Here is a 21,047-nt window from a genome sequence, read left to right as displayed (position 1 = left end):
AAGCGCACGTCAAAGCGACAGCCCTCAGCATAGGCAAGCGAATACGGGAAATTAAAGGATTGACTTATTCCGGCGGGTCGGGCAGTCGGGTGCTATCGCGGGAATTCACACCGCACGCATGTCTCGTTCATCCCACCCGGTCCCGTCGCTCTGCGAGGAGACGAGACATGTAAGCCCGCCCACGCGGACGCGCACACAAATGTGCACACAGAAAAAGGGGAGGCGACCGGAAGATCCGGCCGCCTCCCCTAATGAGGTGAAGGCTAGCTGCAGCCGCTGGTGGAGCCGCAGCCTTCACAGACGTAGCAGCTACCGGCCGGACGCATCTTCGTGCCGCAGGTCATGCAGAGCGGAGCGTCGGCGGTGCGGCCCTGGTGGCTTTCCAGCGCCGCGTGCGGCGCCGGGGCCGACGATGCGGCGGGGGTCACCGGAGTGGGTTTGGCCTCGATGGGGGCCGACTGGGCGAGAGCCTCCCGGTCGACCGACTCCTGGAGAGCCGCCGGGTCCTCGCCGCGCTGCTGGGCGATGCGCTCGGAGGCGGAGAAGATGCCGAGCGCGGCCCGCTCCTCGAAAGGCAGGTAATCGAGGGCCAGGCGCCGGAAGATGTAGTCCATCACCGAGTTGGCCATGCGCACGTCGGGATCGTCGGTCATGCCGGCCGGCTCGAAGCGCATGTTGACGAACTTCTGCACGTAGGTGTCCAGCGGCACGCCGTATTGCAGGCCGATGGAGATCGCCACCGAGAAGGCGTCCATGACGCCGGCGAGGGTGGACCCCTGCTTCGACATCTTGAGGAAGACCTCGCCGAGACCGTCGTCCGGGTAGGACGAGGCGGTCATGTAGCCCTTGGCCCCGCCGACGGTGAACCGCGTGGTCATGCTGGGCCGGGAGTTGGGCATGCGCCGCCGCGTAGGGCGGGCCACCTCGACGACCTGTACGGCGGGAGCCTGCTCGGTCTTCTCCTCCTCGGCCTTCTTCGCCACCGACAGCGGCTGGCCCACCTTGCAGTTGTCGCGGTAGACGGCGAGGGCCTTGAGGCCGAGCTTCCAGCCTTCGAGGTAGACCTGCTCGATGTCGTCGACGGTCGCCGACTCGGGCAGGTTGACGGTCTTGGAGATGGCGCCCGACAGGAACGGCTGCGCGGCGGCCATCATGCGGACGTGGCCCATGGGGGCGATGGCACGCGCTCCCATGGCGCAGTCGAACACCTCGTAGTGCTCCCGCTTGAGGCCGGGCGCGTCGACGACGTGACCGTTGGCCGCGATGTATTCGACGACGGCCTCGATCTGCTCCTGCTGATAGCCGAGCTGGCGGAGCGCGCGCGGGATCGTCTGGTTGACGATCTGCATGGAGCCGCCGCCGACGAGCTTCTTGAACTTGACGAGCGCGAGGTCGGGCTCGATGCCGGTGGTGTCGCAGTCCATCATGAGGCCGATGGTGCCGGTGGGGGCGAGCAGAGACGCCTGCGCGTTGCGGTAGCCGTTCTTCTCCCCGGTCCTGAGGCACTCGGACCACTGGCGGGACGCCTCGGCGTGGATCTTGACGTCCATGCCTCCGAGCGTGCGCAGGTCGTCGTTGGCCGCGGCGTGCTTGCGCATGACGCGCTTGTGCGCGCTCTCATTGCGCGCGTAGCCGTCGTAGGGGCCGACGACGCCGGCGAGTTCGGCGCTGCGGCGGTAGGACACGCCGGTCATGAGACTGGTGATGGCCGCCGCGATGGCACGGCCGCCGTCGGAGTCGTAGGCGTGGCCGGTGGCCATCAGCAGGGCGCCCAGGTTGGCGTAGCCGATGCCGAGCTGCCGGTAGGCGCGGGTCGTCTCACCGATCTTCTGGGTCGGGAAGTCGGCGAAGCTGATCGAGATGTCCATCGCGGTGATGATCAGCTCGGTCATCTTGACGAACGACGCGACGTCGAAGGAGTCGTCGTCCTTCAGGAACTTGAGGAGGTTGATGCTGGCCAGGTTGCAGGAGGAGTTGTCCAGGTGCACGTACTCCGAGCACGGGTTGGACGCCGTGATGCGGCCGGTCTCCGGGCAGGTGTGCCAGTCGTTGATCGTGTCGTCGTATTGCACGCCGGGGTCGGCGCAATCCCATGCGGCCTGGGCCATCTTGCGGAAGAGCGATCGCGCGTCGACCTCTTCGATGATCTCGCCGGTCAGTCTCGCGCGCAGGCCGAAGGGGGTGCTGCGCTCGACCGCGCGCATGAACTCGTCGGAGACGCGGACGGAGTTGTTGGCGTTCTGGTACTGGACCGAGACGATGTCCTTGCCGCCGAGGTCCATGTCGAACCCGGCGTCGCGGAGGGCGCGAATCTTGTCCTCTTCACGGGCCTTGGTCTCGATGAACTCCTCGATGTCGGGGTGGTCGACGTCGAGCACGACCATCTTGGCCGCGCGCCGGGTCGCCCCGCCCGACTTGATGGTGCCCGCGGAGGCGTCCGCGCCGCGCATGAACGACACCGGGCCGCTGGCGGTGCCGCCGCTGGAGAGCAGTTCCTTGCTGGAGCGGATGTGGGAGAGGTTGACGCCGGAGCCGGACCCTCCCTTGAAGATGACGCCCTCCTCCTTGTACCACTCGAGGATCGACTCCATCGTGTCGTCCACGGCGAGGATGAAGCACGCGGAGACCTGCTGGGGCGAGGCGGTGCCGACGTTGAACCAGACCGGGGAGTTGAACGCGAACATCTGGTGCACGAGCGCGTGCTTGAGCTCGTGGTCGAAGATCTCGGCGTCCTCGTCGGAGGCGAAGTAGCCGTGCTCGACGCCGGTCGCGGTGTAGACGCCGACGACCCGGTCGATGAGCTGCTTCAGGCTCCACTCCCGCTGCGGGGTGCCCACGGCCCCGCGGAAGTATTTCGTCGTCACGATGTTGGCGGCGTTGACCGACCAGAAGTCGGGGAACTCGACGCCGCGCTGCTCGAAGTTGACCGTGCCGTCGCGCCAGTTCGTCATGACGACGTCACGGCGCTCCCAGCGCACCTCGTCGTAGGGGTGCGTGCCGGGAGTGGTGAAGATCCGCTTCATCTTCAGTCCCTTACGCGGTCGTTTGCCGCCGCGGGTCACCGCGCCGCTGACCGTCTCCGTCATGACATCCCCCTTCCGGGGCTCGCAAAGAGCCCACCGTCGGACCGCTTCATCGCGCCGCACCATCCCCCCGGCGCCGGGGGCCGCCCATTAGGGCCGGCTGCCGCCCTTGTCGCTCTTGAGTTGCTTGATCTCGGCCTCGAAGTCATCAAGACTCTCGAAGCTCCGATAGACCGACGCGAAGCGGAGATAAGCCACTTCGTCGAGCTCTCGGAGCGGACCGAGGATCGCCAGACCCACTTCATTGGAGGGAATTTCGGCGGCTCCCGTTGCCCTAATGCTCTCCTCCACCCGCTGGCCGAGCTGTGCCAGCGGGTCCTCGCCCACCGGGCGGCCCTGACACGCCCGCCGGACGCCCGCGATGACCTTGTCACGCGAGAAAGGCTCAGTCACGCCGCTGCGCTTGCTCACCATGAGCAGAACCGTTTCCTGCGTGGTGAACCGTCGCCCGCACTCGGGGCAGGTGCGGCGGCGGCGAATGGCCGCGCCGTCCTCAGTGGAGCGGCTGTCGATGACGCGCGTGTCGGGGTGACGACAGAACGGGCAATGCACGTTTGCCGCCTCCCTTTACGGTGCCTCGCCCCACCACAGTCACAGGTTCTCTCGGACAAGGTAAAAACAAGCCCAAGAGACGCTCCCGCACACCCCACGGTTGCGGCGGCGCGGTAACAGAAACACAAGTTATGGTGAGCTACGTCGGCGTGACTACTAGATGTTGTGGTCCAACCGTAGGAGTGCCAGACCATGAACGCAAGTTGACCGCCCCACCACTGCCGAAGCCGCTGCTCAGGAGGGCAACGATTCCCCAAGTCCGGCGTGTCGCGTCTTCAAGCACAAAAGCCCCTGAACTATCAGGCACACACCAGCCACCACAGGCCCGGGCAACCACGTGCGAGCGAGGCAGGCGGCCGGAGGCCCCAGCCAGGATTCCACGCTCCGACCCGCGGCGAGACCGCGGACGGAGCGGACACGCCCCGGCAACGTCGGCGACGGCCTGACGCCACGACCTTGGACCACGTTCCCCTCGACCGGGTGCTCGGCGTTGCCGTACGACGTCTCACCCGTGAGAGGCATCTCCCGGAATAATGCGCGCCGGGAACACCTCGCTCGCCTTTCGGCGGACCCCCGTCGATTATCCCCGACGCACGGCCGGCGCCTTCGGATTCGGGGTGCCGATTTCATGAAGATTTCCCACATATACGGTGCATGGGCTCTATCCGGCATGATCGCTCCGGTGGCCCCTCCCGACGGATGAGGGGGCCGAGCGGCGATCCCACTGACTCCACGGGCCCTTCCCTTTACGCCCCCCGACGACACCAGTCACGTCTCGCCAAAATGACGGAATAAGATCGGGGAATCGAACACGGTATCGATCGAACTCCCGTACGATGTTGTAGACCACGTAGTCGCCGATATCGAGGTTCACTCGAACGTGCGTTTGAACTAGATCTCCTTCGGCGATACGGTCGCATACGTGCGCGCGGGAATTTCACAACGGGAGATCGGCGGTGGGCGGTCTCAGGCGAGGAGGAGAGCATGAGCGAGCGCAATGGCGACGGCGTCGGCGACCTGGCGGTGCGCCGTCGTGACTCCCTGGGCCTGACCCCGAGGCAGCGCAAGATCCTTGCAGTGATCCGCGATTCGGTGCAGCAGCGCGGCTACCCGCCCTCGATGCGCGAGATCGGCGAGGCCGTGCAGCTGACCAGCACGTCCAGTGTGTCCCATCAGTTGACCGCGCTGCAGCGCAAGGGCTACCTCCGGCGCGACCCGCACCGGCCCCGCGCCCTTGAGGTGCGCCTGCCCGGCGAGCCCGCGCTGTGGGTCGACCCCGGCTCCGGCGAGGAGGAGCCCCAGGCGCCCGTCAGCAGGCCCACCGCGGCCTACGTGCCGCTGGTCGGCCGCATCGCCGCCGGTGGCCCGATCCTGGCCGAGGAGAGCGTCGAAGACGTCTTCGCACTTCCCAAGCAGCTCGTCGGCGAGGGCACCCTGTTCCTGCTCCAGGTGACCGGCGACTCGATGATCGACGCTGCCATCGCCGACGGCGACTGGGTGGTCGTCCGCCAGCAGCCCGTGGCCGAGAGCGGCGACATCGTCGCCGCCATGATCGACGGCGAGGCCACGGTCAAGACCTTCAAGCGCAAGGACGGCCACGTCTGGCTCGTGCCGCACAACGCCAACTACGACCCGATCCCCGGCGACGACGCCTCCGTTCTCGGCAAGGTCGTGGCGGTGCTGCGCCGCCTCTGACCCCGGCACCACACAAGCCCCGGAAGCCCGCACCGGCTCCGGGGCTTTCCACATACCCCGTCGAGCCCCGCCGCGCCCCGCCATGCCGTACGGCGCCGCCCCCGAAACGCCGGCGCGCCCCCACCCCCGCTACGCCGTACACCCCGATCATCCGCGCGCCGAGAGCCACCGACCGGCAGCGGACAGACGGGCGTGGCGCTCGGCCGAGCCCCGGAGCCGCGCGGGGTAAAAGTGGCCACATATGGTGACAATGTGACCGATGCATTTCGCCTGGACAAGCTCACCCTCGATCACCTCGGCTCACGAGCCGGATTGAAGTGGGCGACCACCCCGGCGGGGGTCATCCCCGCCTGGGTCGCCGACATGGACTTCCCCATCGCCCCCGAGATCCAGAGCGCGTTGACCCTCCGTACCGGCCACGATCTCGGCTACCCCCACTGGCTCGACGAGCCCGCCTGCGGCCCGCTCGCGGAGGCGTTCGCCGAACGCATGGAGCTCCGGTATAGCTGGCGCCCGGACCCCGGCCATGTCCGCTCCTACACCGACATCAACCAGGCCCTCCAGGTCCTCCTGCACATCTTCACCGAACCCGGAGACAAGGTCGCGCTCCACACCCCGGGCTACTATCCGTTCCTCGAAACCTTCGTCGAGATGGACCGCCCGCTGCTGCCGATCCCCATGATCGCCAAGGGCGACTCGTGGGAGTTCGACGCGGATCGACTGGCTGAGGACCTCGCGGACGGCCGGTGCCGCGTGCTCCTGCTCGTCAACCCCCACAATCCGACGGGTCGCGTCTTCTCCGAGGCCGAGCTGACGGCCCTGGCCGAACTGGCCGAGCGCCACGACCTGCTGGTGCTGTCCGACGAGATCCACGCCGACCTCACCTACGGCGACGCCCGGCACATCCCGTTCGCGACGCTGCTGCCCGAGCGCACGGTGACGCTCACCTCCGCCACCAAGGCGTTCAACCTCGGCGGCATCCGGTGCTCGGTCACCCATGTGGGCGTGCCCGCCGTACGCGAGGCGTTGGACCGGCAGCCAACGCACCTCTATGGCGCGGCGAACCTCCTCGGAGTGGAGGCGACGGTCGCGGCGTGGCGGCACGGGGACGCGTGGCTGGACGAGGTGCGCGCGGTGCTCGACCGCAACCGCCGGATGGTCGCGGACCTGCTGCCGAAGGGCGTGACCTACCGGGTCCCCGAGGCGACCTACCTCGCCTGGCTGGACTTCCACGCCGTGGAGCTCGGCGACGAGCCGGCGGAGTTCGTCCGGCGGGAGGCACACGTGAGGTTGAGCTCGGGGGCGACGTTCGGCCCCGGCGGCGAGGGGTTCTCCAGGCTCAACTTCGCGACGTCGGGCCCGGTGCTGCATGAGATGCTGCACCGCCTGGCCGCGGCGGTGGCGGGCCGCACAGGCTGACGTGCACAGTCTTGTACGGCACAGCCCACGCGGGCTGTGCCGTACAAGATCGGCCTTTAGGGGACGATGTTCACGAGCTTGGGCGCGCGAACGATCACCCGGCGGGGGGCGGCGCCGCTCAGGTGGGCCTTCACCTTGTCGGAGGCCAGCGCGAGGGCTTCGAGGTCGGCCTCGGAGATGTCGGGCACGACGTCGAGGCGGTCACGCACCTTGCCGGCGACCTGGACGACACACGTGACGGACTCCTGGACGAGGAGCGCGGGGTCGGCCTTCGGCCATCCGGCGCGTCCGATGCCGACGGGCCTGCCGAGCCGTTCCCAGCCCTCCTCCGCGGTGTAGGGAGTGGCGAGCGACAGCATCACGGCCAGCGTCTCGGCGGCCTCGCGGACGGCGGGGTCCGACGCGCCGGGGCCGGAGTCGATGGCCTTCCTCGCGGCCGAGGTCAGCTCCATCATGCGCGCCACCGCGACGTTGAAGCGGTAGGAGTCGAGGAGCTTGGTGACCTCGTCGATGGTGCGGTGGGTGACCTTGCGCAGGGCGAGGTCGCCGCCCTCCGGCGAGGCGCCGGGCGGGGTGCCCGCGCCGGCCTCGGTCATGACGCGCAGGGCACGGGCGAGGAACTTCTGCGAGGCGCCCGGGGACACGTCGGCCCAGTCGATGTCGTCCTCGGGGGGCCCGGCGAAGAGCATCGTGAGACGCACGGCGTCGACGCCGAAGTTGTCGATCTGCTCGCCGAGGTCGACCCCGTTGCCGAGGGACTTGGACATGGCCTTGCCCATGTTGACGACCTGGCCCTGGTTGAGCATGCGCACGAACGGCTCGTAGAAGTCGATCATGCCCATGTCGTAGAGGACCTTGATGAAGAAGCGCGCGTAGAGCAGGTGCAGCACCGCGTGCTCGACGCCGCCCACGTATTGGTCGATGGGCCCCCACTTGCGCACCTGCTCGACGTCGAACGGCCCGCCCTCGTAGCCGGGCGAGCAGTACCGCAGGAAATACCACGACGAGTCGACGAACGTGTCCATCGTGTCGGTGTCGCGCTGGGCCGCGCCGCCGCACTTGGGGCAGTCGACGTTGACCCACTCGGTGGCCGTGGCGAGGGGCGAGACGCCCTTCGGAGCCAGGGCCTCGCCGCGCATGTCGGGCAGGACGACGGGGAGTTGCTCGTCGGGGACGGGGACCTCGCCGCAGTCGGGGCAGTGGATGATCGGGATGGGGGTGCCCCAGAAGCGCTGCCTGGACAGCAGCCAGTCGCGCAGGCGGAAGTTGACCGCCGCCCTGCCCTTGCCCTCGCCCGCGAGGATCTCGATGATCTTCGCAATGGCCTCCTCCTTGCTGAGCCCGTCGATCGGGCCGGAGTTGACCATGCTGCCGTCGCCGGCGGTGGCGGTGCCCGTCTCGCCCGGGTCGGCCATGCCCGTGTGCACGACGACGCGGACCGGCAGCCCGAACTTGAGCGCGAAATCGAGGTCGCGCTGGTCGTGGGCGGGCACCGCCATGATCGCGCCGTGGCCGTAGTCGGACAGGACGTAGTCCGCGGCCCACACGGGGAGGCGCTCGCCGTTGACCGGGTTGATCGCGTGGACACCGAGGAAGACGCCGGTCTTCTCCTTCTCGGTGGACAGACGCTCGATGTCGGAGAGCTTGGCGACCTCCGAGCGGTATGCCTCGAACGCCTCGCGGTGGTCGGGGGCGCAGATCCGCTCGGCCAGGGGGGCGTCGGGGGCGACCACGAAGAACGTGGCGCCGAACAGCGTGTCGGGCCTGGTCGTGTAGACCGTGACGGGCTCGTCGCGGCCCTCGATCTCGAAGAGCACGTCGGCCCCGGTGGACCTGCCGATCCAGTTGCGCTGCATGGTGAGCAGCCGCTCGGGCCAGCCACCCTCCAGCATCGCCATGTCGTCGAGCAGGCGGTCGGCGTAGTCAGTGATCTTGAAGTACCACTGCGTCAGCTCGCGGCGGACGACGTCGGCGCCGCAGCGCTCGCACTTGCCCTGCACGACCTGCTCGTTGGCCAGCACGGTCTGGTCGTTCGGGCACCAGTTGACCAGGCCGCCCTTGCGGTAGGCGAGGCCCCGCTCGTAGAAGCGGTTGAACAGCCACTGGTTCCACCGGTAGTACTCCGGGTCGCTGGTGTGCAGGCGGCGCGACCAGTCGAAGGAGGGGGCGTAGCGGCGGAAGGACTCGGCCTGCGTCTCGATGTTGGCGTAGGTCCACTCGGCGGGGTGGGCGTTGCGCCTGATCGCGGCGTTCTCGGCGGGCAGGCCGAAGGAGTCCCACCCGATGGGATGCAGCACGTTGTAGCCGAGCTGGAACCAGTAGCGCGCGAGCATGTCGCCGATGGCGAAGACCTCGCCGTGGCCCATGTGGAGGTCGCCCGAGGGGTAGGGGAACATGTCGAGCATGTACTTGCGGGGGCGGGGGTCCTCGGGGGAGTCCTCGGCCCGGAACAGGTCAAGCTCCTCCCACCGCCGCTGCCACTTGGCCTGCAGAGTCTGGGGGTCGTACTGCTCGCTCACTCGTGACTTCCCTCGATTGATCGCCCATAAGAAAACCCCCCGTTCGCACAAACGAGGGGTCGCCGCGCCAGTGGGCGGAACTCAGCCCTACCGGCGCGGCCCGCTAAGCAGAGTCGCGGAACGCATATGCCAAGACTAGCGCAGTTCGCAACCCGGCAGGATGGCCACTGCAGATCAACCCAAGCCAGGCGGCCTATTACCGCCAAAAGACCACAAACATGACGGGTGCTCGTACGGCGGAGCCAAGCGCCGTGAACCGTTGCCCAAGGTCAGCGAGACACGATGGTGATAAATCCGTTGTGACCTCTGTTGTCCCTCCGGTCTACTCTTTGCGCCGTGGTGCACTCATCTGAACCGGGGCAGGGGCCCGATCCCGCGGAGCAAGGGCTCCCCATGCAGGATCCGCCCACCGACCCCACTGGCCTGCAGTTCCGTGGAGGCTTCTCCGGTTTACCTGCGGAACCCCCCGTGTCACATGAGATCATGCCGACCACCCACAATCCGGGCACAACAGCGGGAGGTACGGCGAGAATGGCCCCGGAGCACCCGAGTCCATCGCATGGGGCCCCGGCCTGGCCGGAAGTTCCCGACTCCGAGGCTCGTCCATCCCGGCCGGTACGGCAGGAGCCCGCCTCCGCGTCCGGCGGCACCGCACCCCCGCGACCCCCGCGCGGCGGCGGCGCCCCCCAGTCTCAGTCGTGGCCGGGCGATCAGCCTCCCGCGCAGTCCTTCCGCAGAGGCGGCGAGCCCGGTGAGGGCACCGACCCGGGACTCCGGCCTCCCGCCCCGGGACGAGCGCCCGGCGGCACCGCCCCGGGGACCGCCCCCGGATCCCCGCCCGGACCCGCGCCGGGCCCCGCTCCCGGCGCCCCGCCGGGAGCGGCACCGGGGGCCGCCCTCGGCAGGGACCCGGCCGACCCTTACAAGCCGTTCGTGACCGCCGGTCAGATCAGCGGCCCCAAGACACCGCCCCCGGCCCGCCAGCAGGAGCTGTGGAACACCGTCTTCGGTGAGAACTACGAGCAGATCGGCGACGAGGACGACCTCGAACCGCGCGGCAAGCCGATCTGGGTCTTCGCGCTGGCCGGAACGCTCGCCGTGGCACTGATCGCCGCCCTGGCCTGGGCGTTCCTCGCCGGCCCGTTCGCCGGTGAGGACGAACCCGCCGGCGAGGGCGTGTCCGGGAAGGCCGCCCCCTCCTCCGGCCCCGCGACCACGCGCCCGCAGTCCCTCAGCAAGCTGCCTCGCTTCCCCGGGAACGCGTCTCCCGTCGCGGGCACGCTCACCGACTCGGCGGCGGCCATCACGCTCCCCCGGCTCGGCGGCCCCTGGCAGCTCGACAGCCGCCCCACCGTCAAGACCACGTACGGCTTCGCCACCCGGCAGTACGTCGCGGCCGGCCGCGACAACACGGGGAAGGCGCAGTACGCGCAGGTGATGTCGGGCCCGCTTCCCGAGCGGCTCAAGGCGAGGTACAGCTCGCCGGAGAACCTCTCCCCGGTGATCAGCGCCGTCGCCTTCCAGGCCCGCCAGAAACTGTTCCCCCCGGGCAACCAGATCAGGAAGATCGCCCAGCAGGCCCTCGCCGTACAGGGCCTGCCCGGGGAGCTCTCGGCCTGGCAGGTGACCGCCGGGCAGGATAAGACGACCATGGTGGTGGCCGCACTGAGCACCGGCGAGGACCTGCCGGCGATCATCTACATGTCCGTGCCGGAGAGCAAGAAGCAATTGCTCCCCGACGTCAACACGGTGTTCCGCAGAATCGGACTGGCGGCTTCCTGAGCCCCGGCCCATGGGCGTGCTTCAGAAGCGGCATTCCATGTGCTTGATGCCGTTGATGAAGCTGGAGAAAAGCTGTTCGGGTTCACCGGCCTCGATATGAGGCACGCGTGTGAGCAGCTCGCGGAACATCACGCTGATCTCGCGCCGGGCCAGGTGGGCGCCGAGGCAGAAGTGCGGTCCCGGGCCGCCGAATCCGACGTGGGGGTTGGGGCGGCGCGTGATGTCGAAGCGCTGAGGTTCGTCGAAGGCGGCCTCGTCGCGATTTGCCGACCAGTAGAAGAGGACGACCTTCTCGCCTTCGCGGTAACGCGTTCCGTTCAACTCGTAGTCGCGCGTCAGTTTCCTGCGCATGTAGTTGACCGGGGAGGCGAGGCGCACGATCTCCTCGACCGCGCCGGGCGCGTGCTCCTGGAGGTCGCGCAGCCACAGCCGGCGCTGATCGGGGTGGAGGGTGAGCAGGCGCAGGCCGTACGAGATCGCGTTGCGCGTGGTCTCGTTGCCCGCGACGACCAGCAGGATGAAGAATGAGCCGATCTCCTGATTGGTGAGCCGTTCACCGTCGACGTTGGCGTTGACGAGGGCGGAGATCAGGTCGTCGGTGGGGTTCTCAATGCGTTTGACGGCGAGCCCTTGCACCAACTGCTGGAGTTCGCGTCCGGCTGTGAGCAATTTGGCGACCATGGCGCCTTCGTCGGTGAGGCCGAATTCAGGATCGAAGCCGCCGAGGACAATATTGGAGCGATCGTAGACGAATCCGTATTCCGATGCGGGAATGCCCATCATGTCGCATATGATCTTGACGGGTAACCGGGCCGCGACATGGGGGACGAAGTCGACACCGGGCCCCGCCTCAAGCAGATCGTCGACGATGCGCGCCGCCGCGATCTCCACTCCGGCCTCGAACTGTTTGATCATCCGGGGGGTGAAGGCACGGGAGACGATCCGCCGCAGCCGGGCATGGCGCGGATCATCCATGTTGATCATCGAACCGAAGTATTCCGCCAACTCGGCCGGCATGTCCTCGATATTGGTGGCCCCCCCTCTCCCCGAACAGAAGATCTCGGGGTTTCTGCTGATCTCCAGCAGGTCGACGTGCTTGACGATGGCGTGGTAGCCGGGACCCTTTTCTATGTAGGAGACGTCAGGCTCCTCGTAGAACACCGGTTTGCCCTTGGCGCGGAGTAGGGCGAACGCCCGCTCCCGCTCGGCCATGGGCCGTTGCCAGAACTCGTGGTCCGACAAGTCGAAATCATCGATCGACGTGATGGGCCGGTGCTGGTGCGGAATCACGCTCATGCGCCACATCCTCATGACGACGGTCCGTACGTACAGCGTACGCCCGGAGGCGTGCTCCAATCAGCCCTCTCGAAAAAGCAACGTGGTGGATAATTCCCCGACCTGAGAATTCTGCGTCCGATATAAGGCTGGACGCCCTTTCTGCAATCATTACCACAGGGGCGAGGGTGTGCCCCCGGTTCAAGGTCGGCATCACCGAGGCGTCCACGACGCGCAGCGCCTCAAGGCCGTGGCGAGGATCAACTCGATGTCGGGGGCGGGCGGCGGCCCCCGGTCCGGAAGCCGGACCGGGGGCCGTGTGCCATGCGGCGCCGCCCTGCGATCAGGGCCAGCCGAGCGAGGGGCGCAGCGGCACCGCGGCACCGCCGTCTCCATGGAGCTTGACCCCGAGCACCTGGTGGAGCTGCACCTTGTTGCGCTCGAACCCGACGACGCAGCCGGCCATGTAGAGCCGCCACACGCGGGCCGTGCCCTGGCCGACCTCCTCGACCGCCTCGTCCCAGTGGGCGTCGAGGTTGGCACACCACCTCTCCAAGGTCTTGGCGTAGTGCTCCCGGAGGTTCTCCTCGTGGCGGATCTCGAAGCCGAGGTCCTCCATCTGCCTGATCAGGTGGCCGACCGACTCCAGCTCGCCGTCGGGGAAGACGTAGCGGTTGATGAAGCCGCCCTTGTTGATCGTCTTCTCCGTGCCGGTGGGCCTGGTGATGCAGTGGTTCAGAAGTCGGCCGCCCGGTTTCAGCTTGCCGTGGAGAAAGCCGAAGTAGCCGGGAAGCTGGTCCTTGCCGATGTGCTCGGTGAGCCCGATGGAGCTCACCGCGTCGAAGTCGGTCTCGGTCACATCGCGGTAGTCCATGAACCTGACCTCGGCCAGGTCGCTGAGCCCCGCCTCGGCGATGGCCTTCTGGGCCCACTCCGCCTGTTGTCGGGACAGGGTGACCCCGAGGGCCTTGACCCCGTATTCACGGGCGGCGTGCATCACCATGCCGCCCCAACCGCAGCCGACGTCGAGCAGACGCACGCCGGGCTTGAGGTCGAGCTTCTTGGCGACGAGGTCGAACTTGGCGAACTGCGCCTCCTCCAGCGTGGCGTCCTCACCCGGGAAGACCGCGCACGTGTAGGCCATGGAGGGGCCGAGGACCCACTCATAGAAGGCGTTGGAGACGTCGTAGTGGTGGTGGATGGCCTCGGCGTCACGCTGCTTGGCGTGGCGGCTGCCCAGTTTGGCCATCGCGCTCTGCCGTACCTCCTGCGGGGGCGGGGAGACCCGCATCAGCAGGGGTTTGACGCCCAGCGACCTGACCGCCGAGACCTTCTCGCCGAGGGTGAGGTCGTCCAAGGTCAGCGACCACATACGGTCGAGCAGGGTGTACATGTCGCCCTGCACGTCGAGGTGGCCGGAAATGTAGGCTCTGGCGAGCCCGAGCTCACCGGGTGCCTGCGCCAGATAGGCCACCGCCACCGGAGACTTGACCTCGACCCGCACCTCGGCTCCAGAGCGCCCGGCGGAGCTCCCGTCATAGGCGACGAACTCGATGTCCGCCCTGCTTCCGACAACCTTCTCGAAGATCTGCGCCAGACTCACAGAATCAACCTCCCTAACGCCCCCGTACACACTTCTCATAGAGGTCCAGCAATCGGCCGCCCGGATCGTATGCCCGCTTGAGGGGCCAGTAGGCGTCGCCGTTGTAAAACCGCCAGAACTCATCGCGAGGGTAGAAAGACGTCGAGTAGAGCGACTTGTGGCCCTGAAGATCGTGGACCGCTCTCTCGATCAGGCGGTTGTGGTAGCCGTCGAACTGGCCGCGTGGCAGTGGCACGGTGCCCCAGAAGCCGAAGTTGACGTAGAGCCGGCCGGCGTCGAGCGGGTAGAGCGGCCAGTCGGCCCCCGCCTTCAGCGGGCACATCCAGACCGGGGTCATGCCGACCTTCTCGTGGAAGAACCGCAGGAACTCGGCCCCCCGCGACACAGGCACCTCGACGTCCTGGATGACCGACTCGTGCACCGGGTTGCCGCGCCAGCGGTCGACTCTGGCGCTGAGGCCGTGCCTGCGGTCGAGGCCGACCAGTCTGCGGTAGACGTCCGAGCGAAGCCATCGGCGCGGCACCAGTGAGCGCACCAGCGGCTGCTGCACTCCGAAGGCCCGCGAACACCAGAACCAGTCGGTGTCCCACCGCCAGAGGTAGTCGCGGACGGTCAGCCAGTCACGGGTGCGGGTGCGGATGGACTGGTAATAAATGCGCATGCCCGTGTAATCAGAGACATACGGAGCATGGTCGGAGAAGCGCCCGATGGTGAGGTAGAGCTCACCGGGCCCGAAGAACACGCCGTCCACGAAGTCGACCGGCTCGCCGTCGTGCTCGCCCCGCTCGCAGATCTCCTGCATGGCGAGCATGCACTTGTCGGCGTCGCCGAAGGGGACATGCGTCAGGCGGACGAACGGCTTCACCGGCTTCAACTTGATGCGCAGCCGGAGGGCGTATCCCAGCGTGCCGTAGGAGTTGGGGAAGGCACGGAACAGATCGCGGTGCTCACCCGTCTCGTCGGCCACCACCACCCGCCCGTCACCGGTGAGGATCTCCATCTCCTCCACCGACTCGTGGGGCAGGCCGTCACGGAAGCTGGTCGACTCGATGCCGAGGCCGGTGACCGCGCCACCCAGCGTGATGGTCTTGAGCTGCGGGACCACATAGGGCATGAGCCCGTGGGGCAGCGTCGCGTCCACCAGCCGCTCGTAGGTGGTCATCCCCTGCACCTCGGCGGTCATGGAGACGGGGTCGACCTCGATCACCTGGTCGAGATGGCGGGCCGAGAGCCGCGCCGAGCGGCCGTCGTCCCTGAACCTGAAGAGGTTCGTGGTGGGCTTGGCCAGGCGCGGCGCGGTATCACCGGGAATCGCCGCATAGGACTCTTTGATCTGATCTACGGCTCGCTGGTGTGTTGACATCCGAGTCACAGGACAACACCCCCGGAGCTGTGCAGGAGATCGTCGATTAGCACGTTATATCCCTAAGTCAGTGCAGACCAGGAGGGCAACGGGTTTTACGCGCGAAACGGGCGAACGCACAGACCTCGCGATCGCCCGGATCCGCGCTGCTCCCGCGTGCTCGCCGGCGGCGAAGAGACTACGACTCTACAACTCCGGCGTTTTTGCGATCGCGACCGGACCCCTCACGAGAATTCCAAGGATCAGCCCAGCGTAGTGGTTCGCACCGACAAAATCCCGGAGGCTAGCCCTTCGGAGTGAGGCTCCTGAGGACCTGCCGCGCGGCGGGGAACTGCTGGACCCATGCGTCCTTCTCGACCGTCCACTGGAGCACGAGCGCCCTGTCCTCGCCCATCAGCACACGCCGCAGCTCACGGTAGGTGACCCCCGGTCTCAGCCAGGACTGCCCCTCCCGCCCGGTGGCGGTGAAGGTGAAATCCCACTCCACGGCGGGGCCGTGCCTCCAGGCGACGTTGCGCATGGAGCCACGGGCGTAGTCGTCGACCTGGGGCTTGAGGGTGACCTCCATATCGGTGAGGATCTCCATCGCCCCGGTGTAGGAGTTGATCTCCTCGATGCCCAGGCGTGCCTTGCCGTCCCTGCGCACCCACTGCGTGTAGCCCTCGTTCACACTCCCCCGCCACGTCCGCGGGGCGTCCACGCTCCAGCCCGCCGCCGACCGATACCGCTTGTACGGCGAAAGCGTCCTGCTCGGGCTTGGCGACACGCTCGGCGAGGCGGCACTCGTCGCGGGCGCGGCGGAGGTCTGCTCCCCCGCCGCCACCGGGGACGCCGAGGGCGCGGCCGGGCGCTTGGCGGACGCGTCGGCCTGCTTGTCGGCACCTGACGTCATCGCCAGGATGGCCGTGGTGCCACCGCCGACCAGCACGACCAGCGACGCGGCGATCAACGCCAGACGGCCACCGCCGGGCTTGGGCGCCGCCCTCCTACCTCTCCCCCGCCCGGGGGACCGTCCGCGGCTCCGCCGTTCGCCCTCGGGGGCGGCGACCTCCGCCAGCAGGCGGTCGGCCTCTTCCGCGCCGATGCGCCGCGCCGGGTCGCGCTCCAGCATGCCTTTGAGGGCCGGGTGGAGCGCCGGAGGCACGCGGCCGAAGTCGGGTTCCTCGGTCAGCAACGCGCTCAGCGTGGCCATCGTCTCGCCGCGCTCGAAGGGCGACCTGCCGATCACCGCCGCGTACAGGGTCGCCCCGAGCGACCACAGGTCCGACGCCGGTCCCGTCTCGCCCCCGCGGGCCCGCTCGGGCGCGAGGAACGCCGGCGACCCCGTCAGCATCCCGGTCTGGGTCAGCGAACTGTCGCCCGCCACCGTGGCGATGCCGAAGTCGGTGAGTACGGCACGGCCCTCGGCGGTGACAAGGATGTTGGCGGGCTTGACATCCCTGTGCAGGACCCCGGCCGCATGCGCAGCCATCAGGGCCGACAGCACCTGGCGCCCGATGTCGGCCGTCTGCCACGTCGGCACCGACCCGGTCTCGGCCACCACACGGTCCAGGGACGGCGCTTTGACCAGCTCCATGATGATCCAGGGGCGCCCGTCCTGCTCGGCCACGTCGTAGATCGCCACGATGCCGGAATGGTTGATCTTCGCGGCGGTCCGGGCCTCTCTGCTGGTGCGCTGGAGCTGGCGCTCCCGCTCCACGCCGGAGAGCCCGGCCGGGAGCAGCACCTCTTTGATCGCGACCTGCCGGTCGAGCAGCGCGTCGTGCCCCTCCCAGACCGCTCCCATGCCACCCTGCCCGAGTTTGCGCAGCAGCCGGTAACGCCGGGCGATCAGGTTCTGCCCGTCCGGTGACACCATGTCCAGCCCCTCGGTCGCCGCGGGACGCCGAACGCCCTCACCCGGCTCCCGAGCCGAGCGAAGACGGCGGGTCGCCCGGGGAAGACGCTCTCTCCCAAGGTCGCATCCCTCGGATCTTCAAGAACACGCCCTAGATCCCTACCAATCGTGCGCAAGTTTCCCATACTGGCGACCGTTGCGTGCAGTGCTCGCAGTGGACGCTTCAGGAAGATCGATATGTGTGCCACTCTGATCAGGACATTCCTCGCAGATCCCCTGCCTCACTCGGCTCCCGACGCGGACGCGGGAGTCGAACCTGCCGCCGGACGGAGCACGGCCGACCCCCCACCGGCGCCCCGCCCTCGCCTCGCACTATGCGGGCGCGCCAGGACCGAAGATGGTTCCACAGGCGAACCGCGGACGCGAAGAGCGAGGCCGACGCCTGAAGACCGACGCCTGAAGACCGGGGAGGGCCCATGAACCGACCGAGCGACGACCCCCACACGGGCCCACTGGCGGGCGTCAGGGTTCTGGAGCTGGCCGGGCTGGCCCCCGGGCCGTTCGCCGGCATGATGCTCGCCGACCACGGTGCCGAGGTCCTGCGCGTGGACCGCGTGCCCGCCGTACTCGCGGCCGGAGACACTCCCCGCCGCGACGTGATGGACCGCGGAAAACGCACCATCGGCCTGGATCTGAAGTCGCCCGAGGGCGCCGCGGTGTTCAAGGAACTGGCGGCACGCGCGGATGTGGTCATCGAGGTGTTCCGTCCAGGTGTCGCCGAGCGGCTCGGCATCGGACCCGACGACCTCCACGCCGTCAACCCGGGCCTCGTCTACGGCCGCCTGACCGGATGGGGGCAGGAGGGGCCGCTCGCCCACACCGCCGGCCACGACCTCAACTACCTCGCCGTCTCCGGCGTGCTGTCCACCCTCGGGCGCGAGGGCGAGAAGCCGACCGCCCCCCTCAACATCCTCGGCGACTTCGCCGGAGGCGGGCTCATGCTCGCCCACGGCATCGTGCTCGCCCTGTTCGAGCGGACCCGCACCGGGCGGGGACGCGTGGTCGACGCGGCCATGACCGACGGGGCGGCCCTGCTGTTCGCGATGTTCTACCGCGGCCCGGCCTCCGAAGGGTGGGGACCGCGCGGCACGAACCTGCTCGACACCGGCGCCCCGATCTACGACACCTATACGACCAAGGACAGCGCCTATGTCGCGGTCGCGGCCCTCGAACCGCAGTTCTGGGCGGAGGCGGTCGAGCTGATGGGGCTCACCGACCTGCCCGACCGCGACGACCGGTCCGCCTGGCCCGCGTTGCGCGAGCGCCTCGCCGCGGCCTTCGCGACGAAGACCAGAGCCGAATGGGAGGAGGTCTTCGCCGACTCCGACGCCTGCGTCTTCCCGGTTCTGGAGATGCACGAGGCTCCCGGGCATCCCCACAGCAGGGCAAGGAACTCCTTCGTGACCGTGGAGGGGGTCACCCAGCCCGCCCCCGCCCCGCGGCTGCTCGGCACCCCCGCCCCGGACCTCGCCCCGGCCACCCGGCTGTCCGACCTGACCTCGTGGGGCGTGTCCGCGCAGGAGGCCGAACGGCTCCGCGCAGCGGGGGTGCTGGCCTGACCGGTCCGTGAACCGCCAGGCGCCGGGACCTCAGGACCTCATCGGGAGGGTCGCGATGTAGAGGTCGGCGCCCTCGGGGTGGTGGATCTCCACATCCGTCGTGAAGGCCCGGGGCGGCACGCCCCCGGACTCGGTGTGCTTCCAGATCCGCTGCCACGCCTCCCGGATCGCCTGCGGCATCGGCCCCCTGGCCTCGACCAGCATGGACGACACACGAGGCGCCCGGACGGCCACCATGCCCTCGGGAATGGCCGCGGCGCTGCGCACCGCCACTCCCACCACCTGTGTATACGAGCCGTGGTGATTGCTCTCGTAGTCCGTGAGCACCGCGTAGAGGTTCTCGTCCACGCGCCCCGGCACATGCGCGAAAGCCCCGGGCGCGCCGGCCCGGCGCCACAATCCCGGCAATCTGGCCAGCGCAGGGTCCATTTCCTCCGGATTCGACGTGCGTATGGCATAGCCCACCACGAGCAGTTCCGGCCGCTCGATGATTTTCATAGGTTCGCCCATCAATGTCCCTACTTTCCTCGCCACCCGACCAGAGCGCACGCCACTCGGAAGGCGAATCCCGGCCGTGCTCGAACCGCCCGAACCCCTGGCCGGTCCCGCTCCGGGCCAGGCACCTCACCGCCGTGATCAGGCCATCGCCGTACCGGAATGGAAGTCGCCCAGCCTCCGCGCCCCCGGCGCGGATGACGAACGGATCATAAGGCCGCCGTCTTGACCTTTGCCGGGAGAGGGAACTCTCCTTCTTGACCATTCACCACATAAGGTGGAGAAACGTGAGATTTCTTAATGGGCTCGAGCCTACACACGACCTGACGTACAGTGACGTTTTCATGGTGCCGTCGCGGTCGGCACTGGGCTCACGGCTCTCGGTAGACCTGTCCACCGACGACGGCAGCGGCACCACCATCCCGATCGTGGTCGCCAACATGACCGCCGTCGCGGGACGGCGCATGGCCGAAACCATCGCCAGGCGCGGTGGCATCACCGTGATACCACAGGACATTCCCATCGATGTCATTACCGACGTCGTGGAATGGGTCAAGAAGCGTCATCTCCTACACGATACGCCGATCACCCTCACCCCCCACGACACCGTCGGAGACGCGCTCAACCTCCTGCCCAAGCGCGCCCATGGTGCTGTCATCATCGTCGACTGGGACAACCGGCCCGTCGGAGTCGTCACCGAGGCAGACTGCCACGGAGTCGACATGTTCACCCAGCTCTCCCAGGTCATGTCGGCCTCCCTCCTCACACTGCCCACCGGACTCGACCCGCGGGCCGCCTTCGACAGCCTCCACGAAGGCCGCCACCGGCTCGCCCCCGTGGTCGATGGCGACGGGCGCCTCGTCGGCATCCTCACCAGAACCGGGGCACTCCGGGCGACCCTGTATCAACCAGCCGTGGATGCTCAAGGGCGACTGCGCATCGCCGCCGCCGTCGGCGTCAACGGCGACGTCGCCGCCAAGGCCAAAGAACTCGTCGAAGCCGGAATCGACGTACTCGTCGTCGACACCGCGCACGGCCACCAAGAGAAGATGATCTCCGCTCTGAAGGCCGTCAGAGCCCTCGACCCCGGCATCCCGGTCGCCGCCGGCAACGTCGTCACCGCCTCCGGCACCCGCGACCTCATCGAAGCCGGAGCCGACATCGTCAAAGTGGGCGTCGGCCCCGGCGCCATGTGCACCACGCGGATGATGACCGGCGTGGGACGCCCCCAATTCTCCGCCGTGCTCGAATGCTCCACCGAAGCCCGCCGCCTCGGACGCCACGTGTGGGCCGACGGCGGCGTCCGCCACCCCCGCGACGTCGCGCTCGCCCTCGCCGCAGGCGCCGCCAACGTCATGATCGGCTCATGGTTCGCCGGCACCTACGAATCCCCCGGCGACGCCCACACCGACGCCAACGGTCGACGCTACAAGGAGAACTACGGCATGGCGTCGGCTCGTGCCGTACGGTTCCGCACCGCGGACGACAGCCCCTTCGAACGGGCACGCAAAGCCCTGTTCGAAGAAGGGATCTCCACCTCCCGGATGTACCTCGACCCGGTACGGCCCAGCGTCGAAGACCAGATCGACGCCATCGTGGCCGGACTCCGCTCAGCCTGCACCTACGCGGGCGCCGCGAACCTCGAAGAACTGCACGAACGCGCCATCGTGGGCGTGCAGAGCTCGTCCGGCTACAGCGAGGGGATGCCTTTGCATCAGAGCTGGTGACCCGCAGGGTCTGAAACCAGGGAAGGTCGGCGATGGGCGTAGAGTCGTTCGGTCAAAATCAGACGACCAAGGAGAACC

13 protein-coding genes and 1 pseudogene are annotated in these 21,047 nt (G+C 68.3%); 5 read left to right on the top strand and 9 right to left on the bottom strand.

Going from position 1 to position 21,047, the window contains the following annotated elements:
- Nucleotides 1-263 precede the first annotated feature (263 nt).
- Together BLQ73_RS04325 and nrdR are read right to left on the bottom strand one after the other, a co-directional pair.
- Nucleotides 264-3,086 carry a vitamin B12-dependent ribonucleotide reductase gene (locus BLQ73_RS04325; protein ID WP_093168437.1) on the bottom strand — a complete coding sequence of 941 codons (2,823 nt, stop codon included), beginning with the start codon at nt 3,084-3,086 and terminating at the stop codon, nt 264-266.
- Nucleotides 3,087-3,173: 87 nt separating this feature from the next.
- Nucleotides 3,174-3,635: a transcriptional regulator NrdR gene (nrdR, locus tag BLQ73_RS04320; RefSeq protein ID WP_093168435.1), complete on the bottom strand. Its 462-nt coding sequence runs from the start codon at nt 3,633-3,635 to the stop codon at nt 3,174-3,176.
- A gap of 984 nt (nt 3,636-4,619) precedes the next feature.
- On the opposite strand from nrdR, the gene lexA reads away from it, so the two are divergent.
- Both lexA and BLQ73_RS04310 read left to right on the top strand, forming a co-directional pair.
- Nucleotides 4,620-5,330 (top strand): transcriptional repressor LexA, encoded by a 711-nt coding sequence (gene lexA, locus BLQ73_RS04315; protein ID WP_093168433.1) that lies wholly within the window; start codon nt 4,620-4,622, stop codon nt 5,328-5,330.
- Nucleotides 5,331-5,582: 252 nt separating this feature from the next.
- Complete coding sequence (locus BLQ73_RS04310) at nt 5,583-6,749, top strand: MalY/PatB family protein (protein WP_245690784.1); 1,167 nt, start codon at nt 5,583-5,585, stop codon at nt 6,747-6,749.
- Nucleotides 6,750-6,805: 56 nt separating this feature from the next.
- Here the strand turns inward: BLQ73_RS04310 and leuS are convergent, their stop codons facing one another.
- Entirely contained in the window at nt 6,806-9,268 is a 2,463-nt protein-coding gene (gene leuS, locus BLQ73_RS04305) for a leucine--tRNA ligase (RefSeq protein ID WP_093168431.1), read from the bottom strand.
- Nucleotides 9,269-10,201: 933 nt separating this feature from the next.
- Here leuS and BLQ73_RS04300 point away from each other — a divergent pair.
- Entirely contained in the window at nt 10,202-11,050 is an 849-nt protein-coding gene (locus BLQ73_RS04300; protein ID WP_093168429.1) for a hypothetical protein, read from the top strand.
- Between the two features lie 21 nt (nt 11,051-11,071).
- Here the strand turns inward: BLQ73_RS04300 and BLQ73_RS04295 are convergent, their stop codons facing one another.
- The 5 genes and pseudogenes from BLQ73_RS04295 to BLQ73_RS04275 form a co-directional block, all read right to left on the bottom strand.
- Entirely contained in the window at nt 11,072-12,346 is a 1,275-nt protein-coding gene (locus BLQ73_RS04295; protein ID WP_093168427.1) for a cytochrome P450, read from the bottom strand.
- Nucleotides 12,347-12,467: 121 nt separating this feature from the next.
- A pseudogene (locus tag BLQ73_RS35240) lies at nt 12,468-12,575 on the bottom strand (GMC oxidoreductase); the annotation flags it as partial.
- Nucleotides 12,576-12,668: 93 nt separating this feature from the next.
- Nucleotides 12,669-13,928 (bottom strand): SAM-dependent methyltransferase, encoded by a 1,260-nt coding sequence (locus tag BLQ73_RS04285; protein ID WP_093168425.1) that lies wholly within the window; start codon nt 13,926-13,928, stop codon nt 12,669-12,671.
- Between the two features lie 13 nt (nt 13,929-13,941).
- Nucleotides 13,942-15,291 carry an FAD-binding oxidoreductase gene (locus BLQ73_RS04280; RefSeq protein WP_093168423.1) on the bottom strand — a complete coding sequence of 450 codons (1,350 nt, stop codon included), beginning with the start codon at nt 15,289-15,291 and terminating at the stop codon, nt 13,942-13,944.
- 283 nt (nt 15,292-15,574) lie between these two features.
- Entirely contained in the window at nt 15,575-17,149 is a 1,575-nt protein-coding gene (locus BLQ73_RS04275) for a serine/threonine-protein kinase (protein ID WP_093168421.1), read from the bottom strand.
- A gap of 455 nt (nt 17,150-17,604) precedes the next feature.
- On the opposite strand from BLQ73_RS04275, the gene BLQ73_RS04270 reads away from it, so the two are divergent.
- On the top strand, nt 17,605-18,747 hold the full coding sequence (locus BLQ73_RS04270) for a CaiB/BaiF CoA transferase family protein (RefSeq protein WP_093168419.1): 1,143 nt from the start codon (nt 17,605-17,607) through the stop codon (nt 18,745-18,747).
- A gap of 30 nt (nt 18,748-18,777) precedes the next feature.
- Here the strand turns inward: BLQ73_RS04270 and BLQ73_RS04265 are convergent, their stop codons facing one another.
- Entirely contained in the window at nt 18,778-19,245 is a 468-nt protein-coding gene (locus tag BLQ73_RS04265) for a GyrI-like domain-containing protein (protein WP_093168417.1), read from the bottom strand.
- Between the two features lie 284 nt (nt 19,246-19,529).
- On the opposite strand from BLQ73_RS04265, the gene BLQ73_RS04260 reads away from it, so the two are divergent.
- The gene (locus BLQ73_RS04260; RefSeq protein WP_093168415.1) at nt 19,530-20,969 is read left to right on the top strand and encodes a GuaB1 family IMP dehydrogenase-related protein; all 1,440 of its coding nucleotides are present in this window, start codon (nt 19,530-19,532) and stop codon (nt 20,967-20,969) included.
- Nucleotides 20,970-21,047 lie beyond the last annotated feature (78 nt).

This window comes from Sinosporangium album (assembly GCF_900100605.1).
Taxonomy (GTDB): Bacteria; Actinomycetota; Actinomycetes; order Streptosporangiales; family Streptosporangiaceae; genus Sinosporangium; species Sinosporangium album.
Note: the sequence above shows the minus strand (reverse complement) of the source record. Positions and strands in the feature narration are given on the sequence as shown.

Bases quoted from the DNA above. Each gene is read 5' to 3' on its own strand.
- BLQ73_RS04295 (WP_093168427.1), bottom strand. From the start codon at position 12,346: ATGAGCGTGATTCCGCACCAGCACCGGCCCATCACGTCGATCGATGAT.
- BLQ73_RS04265 (WP_093168417.1), bottom strand. From the start codon at position 19,245: ATGAAAATCATCGAGCGGCCGGAACTGCTCGTGGTGGGCTATGCCATA.
- BLQ73_RS04275 (WP_093168421.1), bottom strand. From the start codon at position 17,149: ATGGTGTCACCGGACGGGCAGAACCTGATCGCCCGGCGTTACCGGCTG.
- BLQ73_RS04325 (WP_093168437.1), bottom strand. From the start codon at position 3,086: ATGACGGAGACGGTCAGCGGCGCGGTGACCCGCGGCGGCAAACGACCG.
- lexA (WP_093168433.1), top strand. From the start codon at position 4,620: ATGAGCGAGCGCAATGGCGACGGCGTCGGCGACCTGGCGGTGCGCCGT.
- BLQ73_RS04280 (WP_093168423.1), bottom strand. From the start codon at position 15,291: ATGTCAACACACCAGCGAGCCGTAGATCAGATCAAAGAGTCCTATGCG.
- BLQ73_RS04270 (WP_093168419.1), top strand. From the start codon at position 17,605: ATGAACCGACCGAGCGACGACCCCCACACGGGCCCACTGGCGGGCGTC.